This window comes from Streptomyces sp. NPDC051684, from assembly GCF_044453445.1.
Taxonomy (GTDB): domain Bacteria; phylum Actinomycetota; class Actinomycetes; order Streptomycetales; family Streptomycetaceae; genus Streptomyces.
The window spans coordinates 21,681-34,808 of record NZ_JBITCS010000041.1 but is presented as its reverse complement, the minus strand read 5'-3'; the positions used below and the strand labels follow the sequence as shown (position 1 = coordinate 34,808).

Here is a 13,128-nt window from a genome sequence, read left to right as displayed (position 1 = left end):
AGCGCCCCGCCGGTTCAACTGGTTGAAACGACGGGGCACTTCACGAGCGAGGACGTTTGTCGGACGTTGTCGGCCAACGTCCGGAATCTGACCTCGGGACCGGACCGGCCCGCGGCCGCCCGCGACCTACTCGACGCCGGCGTTGAGGAACTTGCCGCCGTCCACGACGAGGTTCTGACCGGTGATCCAGGCGGACTGCTCGGAGGTCAGGAACGCCGCGGCGCCCCCGATGTCCTCCGGCACACCGAGCCGGCCCATCGGGTACGTGGCCGCGACCTCGGCCTCCCGGCCCTCGTACAGGGCCTCGGCGAACTTGGTCTTCACGACCGCCGGGGCGATCGAGTTGACCCGCACCTGCGGCGCGAACTCGTGCGCGAGCTGGAGCGTCAGGTTGACCATGGCGGCCTTGCTGACCCCGTACGCGCCGATGAACGGCGAGGCGGAGACGCCCGCCACGGACGCGATGTTGACGATCGCGCCGCCGTTCTCCTTCTGCCACGCCTTCCACGTCTGCTGCGCGAAGCCGAGCGCGGAGACGACGTTGGTCTCGAAGACCTTGCGCGCCACGTTCAGGTCGAGGTCGGCGATCGGGCCGAACACCGGGTTCGTACCGGCGTTGTTGACGAGGAAGTCGACGCGGCCGAACGCCTCCATGGTGCGCTCGACGGCGGCGGCCTGGTGGGCCTCGTCGTGCGCCTTGCCCGCCACGTAGATCGCGCGGTCGGAGCCGAGCTGCTCGACGGCCTCCTTGAGGGCGTCCTCACCGCGCCCCGTGATGCACACGCGGTCGCCGCGCGCGATCAGGGCCTCGGCGACGCCGTAGCCGATGCCGCGGCTCGCGCCCGTGACGAGCGCGACCCTGCCGGAGAGCTCCGGGAGTTCAGAAGTGGTCATGTCCGTTGCCCCCGGCCTCAGTTGAGCGGGCCGCCGGCCACGTACATGACCTGGCCCGAGACGAAGCCGGCCGCCTCACCGGTGAAGAAGGCGATGGCGTTGGCGATGTCCTCCGGGCGGCCCACGCGCTGCACCGGGATCTGGGTCGCGGCGGCGGCCTGGAAGTCCTCGAAGCCCATGCCGACGCGCTCGGCCGTGGCCTTGGTCATCTCGGTGACGATGAAGCCCGGGGCGACGGAGTTGGCGGTGACGCCGAACTTGCCGAGCTCCTTGGCGAGGGTCTTCGTGAAGCCCTGCAGACCGGCCTTGGCTGCCGAGTAGTTGACCTGGCCGCGGTTGCCGAGCGCCGAGGACGAGGACAGGTTCACGACGCGGCCGAACTTCGCGTCCACCATGTGCTTCTGGACGTACTTGGTCATCAGGAAGGCGCCGCGCAGGTGCACGTTCATGACCGTGTCCCAGTCGGTGGCGCTCATCTTGAACAGCAGGTTGTCGCGGAGGACGCCCGCGTTGTTCACGAGGATCGTGGGGGCGCCGAGCTCCTCGGCGATGCGCGCGACCGCGGCCTCGACCTGCGCCTCGTCGGAGACGTCGCAGCCGACGGCGAGCGCCTTGCCACCGGCGGCGGTGATCGCCTCGACGGTGTCCTTGCAGGCGGCCTCGTCGAGGTCGATCACGGCGACGGCGCGGCCCTCTTCGGCCAGACGGATCGCGGTGGCGGCGCCGATGCCGCGCGCGGCTCCCGTGACGATCGCTACGCGCTGCTCAGTGGTGGACATGCTCTTCGGTCTCCTCGCCCTAGAGGTGCGGCCGCCGCACCCGGTACGGGTGAGCAACCGCTTAGTACCCTGTGCGTGTGACGCTAGAAGCCCTGGCACCCGGTGTCAACGTGCCGACCAGGTGCCACTGATCACTAGGACCCTTCTTACGGCTCCGACCTGGGCGTTCAGCGCACCAGCAGGTCGAGCAGGCGCTCCGCCTCGGCGGCCGGATCGGCGGTCAGGCCGGTGTGCACGGGGCCGGGCTGCACCACGGTCGAGCGCGGCGCGACGAGCCAGCGGTAGCGGCGCCCTGCATCGTCCTCGGCGGCCCGCCCCGCGTCGTCTCCCCCGCGGCAGTGCCGCTCGACGGCGGCGAGGACGGCGCGCACGCCCCGCACGTCCGCCTCGGCGTCGAGGGCCAGCAACCGCTTCTCGTCGAGGTGGGTGAGGGCCGTGACGAAGGACTTGGCGCGGCAGTACACGACGACACCCGCGTTGATCTGCTCCCCGCGCTCGATGCTCGGCACGACGCGCAGCAGGGCGTACTCGAAGACATGGCGCTCGGTCGTCGGGGCGGTCATCGGCTCGCTCCTTCGGTCACCCAGCCGGGGGTTCCGGCGGGCCGGACGCCACCGGCGGGCAGCGTGACACGTTCGTGGATCGTGGCGGCACGCGCGCGCAGCGTCTCCACATAGGCGCGCCGCACCGCGTCGGGGGTGTCGAATCCGGGCTCGTCCGTCAGCCACACGTCCGGCACGTCGGCGGCGGCCTCGGCGATCAGCGCTTCGGTGACGCGCGGCGCGAGTTCTGCGGCGGCCTTCTCGATGTCGGGCCCGAACGGAGCGAGGGCGTGGTCGCTCGCGTCGTACGGCTTGTCCGCCCACGCGGGCGCGCCGCGCCAGTTGTGGTGCCAGATCATGCTGGCCCCGTGGTCGATGAGCCACAGCTCGCCGCCCTGGACCAGCATGTTGGGGTTGCGCCAGGACCGGTCGACGTTGTTGATCAGCGCGTCGAACCAGACGATCCGGCCCGCCTCCACCGGATCGACGACGTACGCGAGGGGGTCGAAGCCGAGCGCCCGCGGCAGGAACCGCATGCCGAGGTTGGTGCCGCCGCTCCCCTTGAGCAGTTCCTGCACCTCCTGGTCGGGCTCGCCGAGGCCGATCACCGGGTCGAGGTCCAGCGCGGCGAGCCCCGGCACGCGAAACCCGAGCGCGCGCGCCAACCGGCCGCAGATCACTTCGGCGACGAGCGTCTTGCGGCCCTGGCCCGCGCCGGTGAACTTCATGACGTACGGGGCGTGGTCGTCGCCCTCGACGAGACCCGGCAGCGAGCCGCCTTCCCTCAATGGGGTGACATAGCGGGTCACGGTGACTTCGGTGAGCATGCGCCCAGGTTATGAGATCAGGATGGCGTTGAACGTCCAGGGATCACCGTACGTACCTCAGGAAAACCCCCACGGGATCCAGCACGTCCCCTCGACCGACCCGACCCACCCATGAAGGGACCTTCACCTCATGACCGCTTCGCAGGAGCCCGCACCCACGAGCCACGTTCCGTCGCGCCGCACCGTCGTCACGGCGGTCGGCGCCGCCGGGATCGCCGCGGCGCTGAGCGCGTGCGGCAGCTCGGACGACGGCACGTCGCAGCCCGCGGGCAACGCGTCCTCGGGCGGCGGTGAGAAGAAAGGCCAGGCGATCGCCAAGACCTCGGACATCCCGGAGGGCGGCGGAAAGATCTTCGCCGACGCGGGAGTAGTGGTGACGCAGCCCAAGTCCGGCGAGTTCAAGGCGTTCACCAACGTCTGCACGCACCAGGGCTGCAAGGTGAACAAGGTGACCGACGGCACCATCGACTGCCCGTGCCACGGCAGCAAGTTCTCCATCAAGGACGGCAGTGTGGCGCATCCGCCGGCCACGCAGCCCCTGGAGGAGCGGCAGCTCAAGGTCAGCGGCGACTCGATCGAGCTCGCGTAGCGCGCGGTCCGCGGGCTATCGGCGCTTCCACGCGTCGAGCACGTCCGGCGTCGCCGTCACAGTGGCGACCAGGGCGAGCGTGTTGTCGATCATCGCGGGGGTGTAGTCGGCGGGCACCCCCGCGACGGCGTCCCGGGGCACGACCACCGTGTACCCGAGGTTCACCGCGTCGAACACGGCGTTCGGGACGGCGATGTTGGCGGAGACACCCGTGACGACGAGCGTCCGGCAACCGAGGTTGCGCAGCAGCGGGTCCACGTCGGTGCCGGCGATCGGGGAGAGCCCGTGCAGCCGGCGTACGACGAGGTCCTCGTCCGCGACCTCGACGGGCGGGGCGACGCGAACGGCGTCGGTTCCGGAGAGCTGCTTCACGGGCAGGCGTTCGGTCGCGCGGAAGAGGCGGGCGTTGCGGCTGGCCCCGCGGCCGTCCGGGCGCCGCTCGGCCACCGCGTGCAGGACCTGGACCCCGCTCTCGTGGGCCGCCGCCACCAGCCGCGCCACGTTGTCGAGGGCGCCGGACGACCGCGCCTCCTCGGCGAGTTCGGGCAGTGCGCTGTCCGCGCCGACGACGCCCTGCTGACACTCGACGGTCAGCAGTACCGTGCTCGCCGGGTCGAGCAGCTCGGCGAGTTTCCTGCGCTTCTCGTTCGACGGCACGACCGCCCCCTGCCTGTCGGGTTCCCGGCTGCTTGCCGAGCTGCTTTGCGGGCTGCTGGAGGGTAGCCACCATTGCGTGCACAGGGAAGAGGTCGCATGCTGCGTTCCTGACAGCACGTCAGACGCAGGTCGGGGACGTACGCCGTGCGCGCGTCGCACTCAGCTCGTACGCGCGTCGGCCGCACGTCGAACGCCGAACAAGGGAGCCCGAATGACCACCGCCACCCAGCGCCGCGGCCGGAAGATCATGATGTCGCCCGAGGAGCGCGACGCGTTCCTCGCCGAGCAGCGCACGTGCCGCGTCGCCACGGTGGGCGCGGACGGTACGCCGCACGTCAGCCCGCTCTGGTTCGCCTGGGACGGCACGTCGCTGTGGCTCTACTCGCTGTCCCGCAGCCGCCGCTGGGCCGATCTGCGGGTCGACGGCCGGGTGGCGGTGGTGGTCGACGCGGGCGAGGAGTACGGGGAGCTGCGCGGCGTCGAGCTGTCCGGGCGCGTCGAGTTCGTCGGCGAGGCGCCGCGCACCGGTGAGCCGTGCCCCGAACTCGACGCGCCCGAGCAGCTGTTCGCGCACAAGAACTTCGGGATGACCGAGATGGTCTATGACGGCCGGCACGCGTGGGCGCGGCTCACCCCGGACAAGATCACGTCGTGGGACTTCCGGAAGCTGGCCGATCCGGGCCGGTCCTGACGTCACCCCTCGGCGAGCCGCCCGAGATCCGCCCCCACTTTTTGCAGTGCCCGCACCGCCGCGCGGATCGAGGGCCGCCGGTCCGCGTCCGCGCGCCATACGACGTACACATGGCGTCGCACCTTCTGCCGCACCGGCACCGTCACCACACCCTCGGGCATCGGGTCCCGGCCGAGCAGCGGTGCGACGCAGACACCCAACCCGGCCGCGACCAGGCCCAGTTGGGTGTGCGTCTCGGCGGCGCGGTGGCCGACCTGCGGCTCGACCCCCTTGGCGCGCAGCGTGAACATCAGCCACTCGTGGCAGAACTCGCCCTGCCCCCAGGTGATCCACTCGTCGTCCGCGAAGTCCTCGAGACCGACCTCTTCGCGGTCCGCGAGCGGATGGCCGGCCGGCATGGCGACATCGGCCGGATCGTCGAGGATGCTCGCCTTGACCAAGCCGTCCGGCATGGGCATCGGCTTGTTGTACCAGTCGAGGACGACGGCGAGATCGAGGTCTCCGCGGATCACCTCGGCCACCGCGGCCTCGGGCTCCAGCTCCTGGGACCGCACCCGCAGCTGGGGGTGTTCGGCGCGCAGCGCGGCGAGCGCGCCGGGGAACAGCCCACGCGCGGCGGTCGGGAACGCGGACAGCCGCAGCTCCCCCACGACCTGTCCGCGCTGCGCCTCCAGATCGGACTGCGCCAGCTCGACCTGCGACAGAATGCGTGCCGCATGCTCCGCGAGCAGCCGGCCCGCGTCCGTGAGCCGCACGCCGCGCCCGCGCTTGGCGAGCAGCTGCTGCCCCGCCTCGCGCTCCAGCTTGGCCATCTGCTGCGAGACGGCGGACGTGGTGACGTGCAGCCCCTCGGCCGCGCCGCTCACCGATCCGTGCCGGGCGAGGGCGTCCAGGACCCGTAGGCGCTCCAGGTTCAACATGTAAGTGATGCTAATAGGTACTCGGAAAACAATCTCGCTTGTGCTACGAAGATGTGGGGAGTCAATCTGGACCCCATGAGCACGACGACCGCTTCCCGCGCCACCGCGACCGCGACCACTGTCGCCACCCCGCGCCGCGCCCTCGACTGGCGCATCCGCTTCGGCATCCTGGCCCTCATCTGGGGCTTCAGCTTCCTGCTCATCAAGGTGGGCACCGAGGGCTACGCCCCGTTCCAGGTCACGCTCGGGCGGCTGCTGTTCGGCGCCGCGGTCGTGCTGGTGGCCATGGTCGTCAAGCGGCAGCGGCTGCCCCGCGGGATCCGCACCTGGGGGCACCTGGCCGTCGCGGCGCTCTTCCTGAACGCGCTGCCGTTCTCGCTCTTCGCGTTCGCCGAGGAGACGATCCCGTCGACGCTCGCCGGAATCTGCAACGCGACGTCTCCGCTGTGGGGCATGGCGCTCTCGCTGGTCGCGCTCTCCGAGGACCGGCCCACGCGGCGCCGGGTCGCGGGCCTGGGCATCGGCTTCCTCGGCGTCCTGACGGTCCTCGGCGTCTGGCAGGGCTTCCACGGACTGGACGTGGCGGGCACGGCGATGGCCCTGCTGGCCTCGCTCTCCTACCCCATCGGCTGGATCTACGTCCGCCGCACGCTGGCGAACACGGGTGAGTCGAACGTGTCGATGATCGGGGCGCAGCTGTTGCTCGCCACGGTCCAGCTCGCGCTCGTCACCCCGCTGTTCACGGCCTGGCCGACGCACTTCCCGATGGTCCCGCTGCTCGCGATCGCGGCGCTCGGCGCGCTCGGTACGGGCGTCGCGTTCCTCATCCAGTACGGGCTGGTGTCCGAGGTCGGCCCGACGACGGCGCAGATGGTCACGTACTTCGTCCCGGTCATCGCGACGGCGGCGGGCGTCGCGGTCCTCGGCGAGTCCCTCTCCTGGTCGACGCCGATCGGGGCGGTGATCGTTTTGGCGGGTGCGGCGCTTACGCAGTCGCGTCCGCGGGTGCGGGTGCGGGTGCGGGAGTAGTGGGGCGGGTGCGGGAGTAGTGGGGCGGGTCCCCGCACCTGTCACGTCACCCGCTCCCACGCCACGGGGCTCCGCCCCGGCCCCCGCTGCTCAATCGCCGCAGGGGCTTGATATTGCCTACCCGCCGCCGACGCCCCATGGCGATCTGCCGCCGGCGCCTCCACGCCCGTGGCGGTCGACCGTCACCCCGCCTTGGGCAATCTGCCGCCTTGGGCGGCAGGGTGGGCAAGGCGGCGCCCCGGTGCCGCGCAACGGAACCGCAGGGCGCCACCCCGCCACGGCCCGCCTCACGCGTAATGCCTCCGTGGCTCCGGCGCGCCCACCGCCGCCACCACCGCGTCCGCCACCGCACCGATTTCCCCCACCCCCAACCGGGACACCGTGATCCGCACCCCCGGCCCCGCCTCCATCCGGAACCTCGCCCCCGGCGCCACCGCCCACCCGGCATGCAACAGCCGCGCCACCGCCCCGGTCTCGTCCGGCACGGGCACCCACACGTTCATCCCGCTGCGGCCGTGCGCAACCACCCCCCGCTCAGCCAACGCAGCGACAAGCGCGGCACGCCGCTCCCCGTACGAGGCCGCGACCGCCCCCGCGTCCACGGCGCCCGCCTCCCACAGCCCGGCCACGGCCCGCTGCGTGATACGGCTGACCCAGCCGGGACCGAGCCGCTGCCGCCCCCGCACCCGGTCGACCGTCCCGGCGTCCCCCGTGAGCACGGCGAGCCGCAGGTCGGGCCCGTAGGCCTTGGCCACGGAACGTACGAACGCCCACTGCCGCGTGGCCCCGGCGAGCGGGTGCAGCGGCAGATCGACGATCCCGTGACCGTGGTCGTCCTCGATGAGCAGCACCTCCGGATGCGCACCCAGGATCGCGCGCAGCGCCTTCGCCCGGCCCGCCCCCACCGCGGCCCCGGTCGGATTCTGCGCCCGGTCCGTCACCACGAGCGCCCGGGCCCCCGCGGCCAGCGCCCGCTCCACGTCGTCCGGCAGCGGCCCCTCGTCGTCCACCCCCACCGGCACCGTCCGCAGCCCGAGCGCGGGCACGAGGTCGAGCATGCTGCCCCAGCCTGGATCCTCCACGGCGACCGCGTCCCCCTGCTTGAGGTGCACGGCGAGCACCCGCTCGATGGCGTCGAGCGAACCGGACGTCACGGCGACGGGCCCGTCCGGCACCCCGTCCGCGTCGAGGTCGGCCCGCGCGCGGCGCACCAGCCCCGGCTCCAGCGAGTCGTCCCCGTAGAGCACCGGCTCCTTGTCGGCGACACCCGCAGCCGCCGTGAACGCCTCGGCCAGCGAGGGCAGCAGCGCGGTGTCGGGATTGCCGTCCGACACGTTCCGCACGCCCTCCGGCACGTCCACGCGGATGGCCTCGCGCGCGGTGATGGCCGGCTTGGGGCGCACCCGACTGCCGCGCCGCCCGGCCGTCTCGATGACCCCGCGCTCACGCAGCGACCGGTACGCGGCCGCGACCGTATTCGGATTCACCCCGAGCCGGTCCGCCAACTCCCGCATGGGAGGCAGCAGTTGCCCCGGCTCCAGGTCCCCGGCGATCACACCACGCTCGACGCTGGCACAGATCTCTGCTGCGCCACGCCCACTGATTCGATACTCTCCTAGCACAAACAGCATTATGTACTAGTGCAATGGAGTTCGCAACATGAGCGTCACCCAGGAACAGTCGGCCACCTCCTACGCGCCCACGGACCGCACGACCCCGACCCGCGCCAAGGAGCGCGCGGCCTACGACCACGCCCTGGTGCACTCGATACTCGACGAGACCTACCTCTGCCACCTCGGCTTCGTCCGCGACGGCGCCCCCGTCGTGCTGCCCACGCTGTACGCCCGCGTCGGCGAGCGGCTCTACGTGCACGGCTCCACCGGTTCCCGCCCGCTGCGGATGGCGGGCGACAAGGGGCAGCAGGACCCCGGCCTGCCGGTCTGCGTGACCGTGACCCACGTGGACGGCCTGGTGCTCGCCCGCTCCGCCTTCCACCACTCCATCAACTACCGCTCCGTGGTGGTGCACGGCACTGCCCACCAGGTCACGGACGCCGAGGAGAAGCGGCTCGCCCTGGACGCGATCGTCGACCACGTGGTGGCGGGCCGCGCCGCCGACTCGCGGGCCGCGAACGCCAAGGAGCTCGCCGCGACCGCCGTCCTGCGCATCGACCTCTCCGAGGTCTCGGCGAAGGTCCGCGAAGGCGGCCCGAACGACGAGCCCGAGGACATGGACCTGCCGCACTGGGCGGGCGTGGTCCCGGTCCAGCGCGGCTACGGCGAGCTGCTTCCCTCGGACGACCTCGCCACCGGCATCGACGTCCCCCCGTACCTCAAGGGGCTGTGATGCTGATCCACCCCTGGGACGCGGCGCGCGACTCGGCCGAGTGGCAACAGTGGCTCGCCGCCCACGACTTCGGCCAGCTCGCCGTCAACGGCCTCGACGGCGAACCTCCCTTCGTACAGCCCCTGCACTTCGCGTACGACCCGCAGGGACCGGGCGAGTTCGGCGTGGTGGTCGCCCACCTCGCCCGCCCCAACCCCCTGTGGCCCGCGCTCGACGCCAACCCGGAGGTGCTGCTGAGCGTCGTCGACGACTACGCGTTCGTGCCGGGCCCCTGGCAGGCGCCGCCCGACGTCCCGCCGGAGCACGGCACGCCGACCAGCGTCTACGCCGCCGTCCAACTGCGCTGCACCGCGCGCGTAGTGGACGATCCGCAGGAGAAGGCGGAGCTCCTGAACCGGCAGGTGGGCCACTTCCAGCCGCCCGGCCTCTCGGTGCCGGTGGCCGCGGACGAGGCCCCCTACGGCCGGATGCTGCCGGGAATCCGGGGCCTGCTGCTCCAGGTGACCGACGTGCGGGCCAAGTTCAAGTACGCCGGGCACAAGCCCGAGGAGGTCCAGGACAGGATCGCGGCGGGCCTCGCCGAGCGCGGCGACCCGCGCGACGCCGCCGCCCTCGCCACGCAGCGACGGCGGCGCCACCAGCCCGCGTAGCCACTTTTCGTAGGGATCAGGCGGTCGACCGGGCCTCCGCCACGGCGAGGCCCGTCACCGCCGCCAGCATCAGGGCGGTGCCCGCGACGGTCGCGGCCGTGAGGTCCTCGCCGAGCAGTGTCACCGCGATCACGGCGGCGCTCACCGGTTCGAGCAGCATGATCACGGAGACCGTGGCGGAGCGCACGACCGCCGCGCCCGCGAAGTACAGGGCGTACGCGAGCGCCGTTGGCACCGAGGCGATGTACGCCAACAGGCCGAGCACGGCGAGATGGTGGCCGGTGTGCGGCACCAGGCCCTCGACCGCGCCGAGCGGCAGCAGCGCGAGCGAGGCGCCCGCGAACGTGCCCACGGTCGTACCGAGCCCGCCGCCTCCCGCACCGTGCCGCCCGAACCACCGGGTGAGCAGCGTCATCACGGCATACCCGGCCGCCGACAGCAGCGCCCACATCACCCCGATCGGGCGCCCCGCAGCGCCGCCGCCGCCCAGGACGAGGACCGCGAGTCCGCCGAGCGCCCCGGCCACGGACAGCACGGAGAGCGGCCCTCCGCAGACACCGAGGGCCAGGAACACGGACCGTCGTGAGCGGACGGCCGTGTCCCTCCGGGAAGCGCCGCCCGCGGCAGGGCCCTGCACGGTCCGGGGGGGGGATCACTCAGGCAGCACGTTGTCGACCGGCACCTACAGGTGACGGTGCACCTTCAGATGGCGGTGCACCTTCAGATGGCGGTCCCACGGTGGCGAGATCCCCGGCGGACCGGGCCCGGCCACGACGGCCGGGCAGCCCTCAGCCGGCCGGGGGCGGGAGGACGAGCGTGTGTGCGTGCATGCCCAGCATGGCTAGACAGCCCCGCCCGACCGCGACAACACGTTTTCCGGTGCGGCCTCGGACGGCTCCGGCGACGCGGCCACCGACTTCGACGACTGCGCGATGAGCGCCCCCACCAGGACCATCGCCCCGCCGAACAACTGCGGGCCCGACAGGTGCTCACCGAGCATCACCCAGGCGAGCACGGTCGCGACGACCGCCTCCAGGCAGGCCACGACCCCGGCCACCTGCGGCGACAGCATGCGCACCGAGACCACCCCGGTGACGTACGCGACGACCGTGGCGAGCAGCACGATCCAGCACAGCAGCAGCCACGCGGGGACGGACGTGCCGTCCATGGAGGCGCTGCCCGCGAGCACCGACCAGTCCATGCCCCAGGGGCGGGCGACGACCGTGAGCAGCGCGGCGCCGATGAGCAGCCCGTACGCGATCACCCCGAACGGGTCGGGCACCTCGGCCCCGGACTCCGCCGCGTCGCCACCGTGGTCGGACAGCACGAAGTAGCCGACCTGGCAGCAGGCCGCGCCGAGCGCGAGGATCAGGCCGAGCACGTCGAAGCCGAGCCCCGACCACACCTCGACGACACAGGCGAGGCCGGCCACGGCGATCACGACGCCGATCGCGGCCGCGCGCGTCACGGGCTTGCGCTGCACGAAGCGGACCCAGCCGAGTACGAGCGCGGGCGCCAAGTACTCGATGAGCAGGGCGACTCCGACAGGGATGCGGGAGATCGCGGCGAAGTAGCAGGCCTGGACGCCCGCGACGGCGAGCAGCCCGAACCCGGCGAGCAGCGCGGGCCTGCGCAGCACGAGCGCCCGGTGCCGCCAGGCGACCGGCAGCATGACCAGGGCGCCGCCCGCGACGCGCAGCCACACCACGTGGAGCGGGTCGAGGCCCGCCTCGATCAGCGGTTTGGCGGCCACCCCGGAACCGCCGAACGCGAGCGCGGAGAGGAGGGCGAGGCCCAGTCCCATGCCGCGCCCGCGGGTTGCCTGTTTCCCCGAAGACCCCAATGACTCGTGCACGCGCACATCATGGCAGGGCGCGTCAGGAGCGTCATCCCCGTTGACCCCTGTCTCACGGGATGGACGCGGGACTCTTCCTCGCTTACGGCGTCAGTTGACCCGCTGCCGCAGCCGCTCCACATCGACGCCGGCCCTGCCGAGCACCTCGACCGCCCGGCACTCCGCATCCGCCGCGAGCGCGGCGAGCACGTCGACGCCACGGGCCCGCTCGTACCCGCGCGACACGGCCCGCTCCACGCCCGCCTCCATGGCGGCGGCCGCGACGGGCGACCACCCGGGGGCCGAGGGCACGAGGGGCACGGCCCCGGAGTCCTCCACCGAGCCTTGCCAGCGCAGCCCGTAGCCGATGCTGCGCTGTACGAGATAGCCGAGCAGCCGCGCCACCTGCGCGCCTTCCGGGAACGCGGCCCGCACGTCGGGATCCGACTCGAGCAAGGAGTGCAGTAGGTGCGCGGTGTCGATCTGCCGGTCCCCGTCCCGCACGGCGCGCCGCCGGGCGCCCGCGACGACCGCCGCGAGCTCGTCGCTGAGCTGGGCGTCGGTCTCGGGCGGGGTTGAACTATGCACACCATTAACCCCATCAGGAACTACCGAAAGGAACATCCACGGCTGGGAGCATTTTCCTGTCCGACACAAGTTGGGCACTGATCAAGAACATCTCCTCCTTACGGATGAGATCGAGCCACCACCCCCCGAGGGGACCGGAATCCGTCGATCAGGAACTGACGGGTCATCAGTATTGAATGTTCGAGGCCACACGGCTACTTTCCGCGACGACGCGACACCGAAGCCCGTCATGGCTCTCGACTCAAAGGGGTGGCCACATGGCCGAAGTCAGCGCGGAAGCACGCATGGAAGCGCCCGCGGAGAAGGTCTGGGCGCAGCTCACCGACTTCTCCTCGTACGGGAAGTGGAACGCCACCCACACCGACTTCCCGAAGGGCGGACCCGCCGCACTGGAAGTGGGCGGACAGTTCGAGGAGAACATGAAGCTCATGGGCTTCCCGGCCGAGGTCACCTGGACCATCGAGGAGCTGGAGACGGCCCGCACCTTCGCCATCAGGGGCAAGGGACCCATGGGCGTGAACCTGTTCATGCACTACTCGCTCGCGCCGGACGGCGACGCGACCACGGCCCGCATCAAGGGCGAGTTCACCGGGGCGGCGGTCTCGCTGATGGCGGGCAAGCTCAAGGACTCGGCGACGGCCGCGCTCGACGAGTCGCTGCGCAAGCTGAACGGACTGGTGGCCTGACCCCTGACCTTCGTACGTACTGCGTACGTACGCGAAGAGGCGCCCCGCACCTTTCGTACGGGGCGCCTCTTCCGCGCTCTGTGGCCTGTCCGGGCC

General features: G+C 72.0%; 15 protein-coding genes and 1 pseudogene. 6 read left to right on the top strand and 10 right to left on the bottom strand.

Annotated elements, in window-relative coordinates:
* Positions 1-126: 126 nt before the first annotated feature.
* The 4 genes from ACIA8D_RS35040 to ACIA8D_RS35025 form a co-directional block, all read right to left on the bottom strand.
* Positions 127-894: an SDR family oxidoreductase gene (locus ACIA8D_RS35040; protein WP_399238290.1), complete on the bottom strand. Its 768-nt coding sequence runs from the start codon at positions 892-894 to the stop codon at positions 127-129.
* A gap of 17 nt (positions 895-911) precedes the next feature.
* Positions 912-1,673 carry a 3-oxoacyl-ACP reductase FabG gene (gene fabG / locus ACIA8D_RS35035; protein WP_399238289.1) on the bottom strand — a complete coding sequence of 254 codons (762 nt, stop codon included), beginning with the start codon at positions 1,671-1,673 and terminating at the stop codon, positions 912-914.
* 167 nt (positions 1,674-1,840) lie between these two features.
* Positions 1,841-2,236, bottom strand: a complete 396-nt coding sequence (locus tag ACIA8D_RS35030) for a DUF3037 domain-containing protein (protein WP_399238288.1) — start codon at positions 2,234-2,236, stop codon at positions 1,841-1,843.
* Positions 2,233-3,042 (bottom strand): HipA family kinase, encoded by an 810-nt coding sequence (locus ACIA8D_RS35025; RefSeq protein WP_399238286.1) that lies wholly within the window; start codon positions 3,040-3,042, stop codon positions 2,233-2,235. The genes ACIA8D_RS35030 and ACIA8D_RS35025 overlap by 4 nt, the downstream gene beginning before the upstream one ends.
* 130 nt (positions 3,043-3,172) lie before the next feature.
* Here ACIA8D_RS35025 and ACIA8D_RS35020 point away from each other — a divergent pair, with 130 nt between their 5' ends.
* A complete protein-coding gene (locus ACIA8D_RS35020) occupies positions 3,173-3,631 on the top strand; it encodes a Rieske (2Fe-2S) protein (protein WP_399238285.1) in 459 nt (152 codons plus the stop codon).
* 15 nt (positions 3,632-3,646) lie between these two features.
* Here ACIA8D_RS35020 and ACIA8D_RS35015 read toward each other — a convergent pair whose 3' ends face one another.
* On the bottom strand, positions 3,647-4,288 hold the full coding sequence (locus ACIA8D_RS35015) for a cysteine hydrolase (protein WP_399238284.1): 642 nt from the start codon (positions 4,286-4,288) through the stop codon (positions 3,647-3,649).
* Positions 4,289-4,499: 211 nt separating this feature from the next.
* Here ACIA8D_RS35015 and ACIA8D_RS35010 point away from each other — a divergent pair, with 211 nt between their 5' ends.
* On the top strand, positions 4,500-4,979 hold the full coding sequence (locus tag ACIA8D_RS35010; RefSeq protein ID WP_399238283.1) for a pyridoxamine 5'-phosphate oxidase family protein: 480 nt from the start codon (positions 4,500-4,502) through the stop codon (positions 4,977-4,979).
* Between the two features lie 2 nt (positions 4,980-4,981).
* Here the strand turns inward: ACIA8D_RS35010 and ACIA8D_RS35005 are convergent, their stop codons facing one another.
* Complete coding sequence (locus ACIA8D_RS35005; protein WP_399238282.1) at positions 4,982-5,899, bottom strand: LysR family transcriptional regulator; 918 nt, start codon at positions 5,897-5,899, stop codon at positions 4,982-4,984.
* A 75-nt stretch (positions 5,900-5,974) separates the two neighbouring features.
* Here ACIA8D_RS35005 and ACIA8D_RS35000 point away from each other — a divergent pair, with 75 nt between their 5' ends.
* A complete protein-coding gene (locus ACIA8D_RS35000; RefSeq protein WP_399238281.1) occupies positions 5,975-6,928 on the top strand; it encodes a DMT family transporter in 954 nt (317 codons plus the stop codon).
* 287 nt (positions 6,929-7,215) lie between these two features.
* Here ACIA8D_RS35000 and ACIA8D_RS34995 read toward each other — a convergent pair whose 3' ends face one another.
* Positions 7,216-8,550, bottom strand: a complete 1,335-nt coding sequence (locus ACIA8D_RS34995; RefSeq protein WP_399238280.1) for an aminotransferase class I/II-fold pyridoxal phosphate-dependent enzyme — start codon at positions 8,548-8,550, stop codon at positions 7,216-7,218.
* Positions 8,551-8,587: 37 nt separating this feature from the next.
* Between ACIA8D_RS34995 and ACIA8D_RS34990 the strand changes: the two genes are divergently transcribed.
* Positions 8,588-9,274 carry a pyridoxamine 5'-phosphate oxidase family protein gene (locus tag ACIA8D_RS34990; protein ID WP_399238279.1) on the top strand — a complete coding sequence of 229 codons (687 nt, stop codon included), beginning with the start codon at positions 8,588-8,590 and terminating at the stop codon, positions 9,272-9,274.
* Positions 9,274-9,924, top strand: coding sequence for an FMN-binding negative transcriptional regulator (locus ACIA8D_RS34985; protein ID WP_399238278.1), 651 nt, complete (start codon positions 9,274-9,276; stop codon positions 9,922-9,924). The genes ACIA8D_RS34990 and ACIA8D_RS34985 overlap by 1 nt, the downstream gene beginning before the upstream one ends.
* Positions 9,925-9,940: 16 nt before the next feature.
* Here ACIA8D_RS34985 and ACIA8D_RS34980 read toward each other — a convergent pair.
* The 3 genes and pseudogenes from ACIA8D_RS34980 to ACIA8D_RS34970 form a co-directional block, all read right to left on the bottom strand.
* Positions 9,941-10,492, bottom strand: a pseudogene (locus ACIA8D_RS34980) (EamA family transporter); the annotation flags it as partial.
* Positions 10,493-10,765: 273 nt separating this feature from the next.
* Positions 10,766-11,728, bottom strand: a complete 963-nt coding sequence (locus tag ACIA8D_RS34975; protein ID WP_399238277.1) for an EamA family transporter — start codon at positions 11,726-11,728, stop codon at positions 10,766-10,768.
* 141 nt (positions 11,729-11,869) lie between these two features.
* Entirely contained in the window at positions 11,870-12,382 is a 513-nt protein-coding gene (locus tag ACIA8D_RS34970) for a Clp protease N-terminal domain-containing protein (RefSeq protein WP_399238276.1), read from the bottom strand.
* 221 nt (positions 12,383-12,603) lie between these two features.
* Here ACIA8D_RS34970 and ACIA8D_RS34965 point away from each other — a divergent pair, with 221 nt between their 5' ends.
* Positions 12,604-13,032, top strand: a complete 429-nt coding sequence (locus ACIA8D_RS34965) for an SRPBCC family protein (RefSeq protein ID WP_399238275.1) — start codon at positions 12,604-12,606, stop codon at positions 13,030-13,032.
* Positions 13,033-13,128 lie beyond the last annotated feature (96 nt).

What these genes read in the sequence shown, in the direction of transcription:
- ACIA8D_RS35040 (WP_399238290.1), bottom strand. Translation starts at nt 894, where the DNA reads ATGACCACTTCTGAACTCCCGGAGCTCTCCGGCAGGGTCGCGCTCGTC.
- fabG (WP_399238289.1), bottom strand. Translation starts at nt 1,673, where the DNA reads ATGTCCACCACTGAGCAGCGCGTAGCGATCGTCACGGGAGCCGCGCGC.
- ACIA8D_RS35030 (WP_399238288.1), bottom strand. Translation starts at nt 2,236, where the DNA reads ATGACCGCCCCGACGACCGAGCGCCATGTCTTCGAGTACGCCCTGCTG.
- ACIA8D_RS35025 (WP_399238286.1), bottom strand. Translation starts at nt 3,042, where the DNA reads ATGCTCACCGAAGTCACCGTGACCCGCTATGTCACCCCATTGAGGGAA.
- ACIA8D_RS35020 (WP_399238285.1), top strand. Translation starts at nt 3,173, where the DNA reads ATGACCGCTTCGCAGGAGCCCGCACCCACGAGCCACGTTCCGTCGCGC.
- ACIA8D_RS35010 (WP_399238283.1), top strand. Translation starts at nt 4,500, where the DNA reads ATGACCACCGCCACCCAGCGCCGCGGCCGGAAGATCATGATGTCGCCC.
- ACIA8D_RS35005 (WP_399238282.1), bottom strand. Translation starts at nt 5,899, where the DNA reads ATGTTGAACCTGGAGCGCCTACGGGTCCTGGACGCCCTCGCCCGGCAC.
- ACIA8D_RS35000 (WP_399238281.1), top strand. Translation starts at nt 5,975, where the DNA reads ATGAGCACGACGACCGCTTCCCGCGCCACCGCGACCGCGACCACTGTC.
- ACIA8D_RS34990 (WP_399238279.1), top strand. Translation starts at nt 8,588, where the DNA reads ATGAGCGTCACCCAGGAACAGTCGGCCACCTCCTACGCGCCCACGGAC.
- ACIA8D_RS34985 (WP_399238278.1), top strand. Translation starts at nt 9,274, where the DNA reads ATGCTGATCCACCCCTGGGACGCGGCGCGCGACTCGGCCGAGTGGCAA.
- ACIA8D_RS34975 (WP_399238277.1), bottom strand. Translation starts at nt 11,728, where the DNA reads ATGGGACTGGGCCTCGCCCTCCTCTCCGCGCTCGCGTTCGGCGGTTCC.
- ACIA8D_RS34970 (WP_399238276.1), bottom strand. Translation starts at nt 12,382, where the DNA reads ATGTTCCTTTCGGTAGTTCCTGATGGGGTTAATGGTGTGCATAGTTCA.
- ACIA8D_RS34965 (WP_399238275.1), top strand. Translation starts at nt 12,604, where the DNA reads ATGGCCGAAGTCAGCGCGGAAGCACGCATGGAAGCGCCCGCGGAGAAG.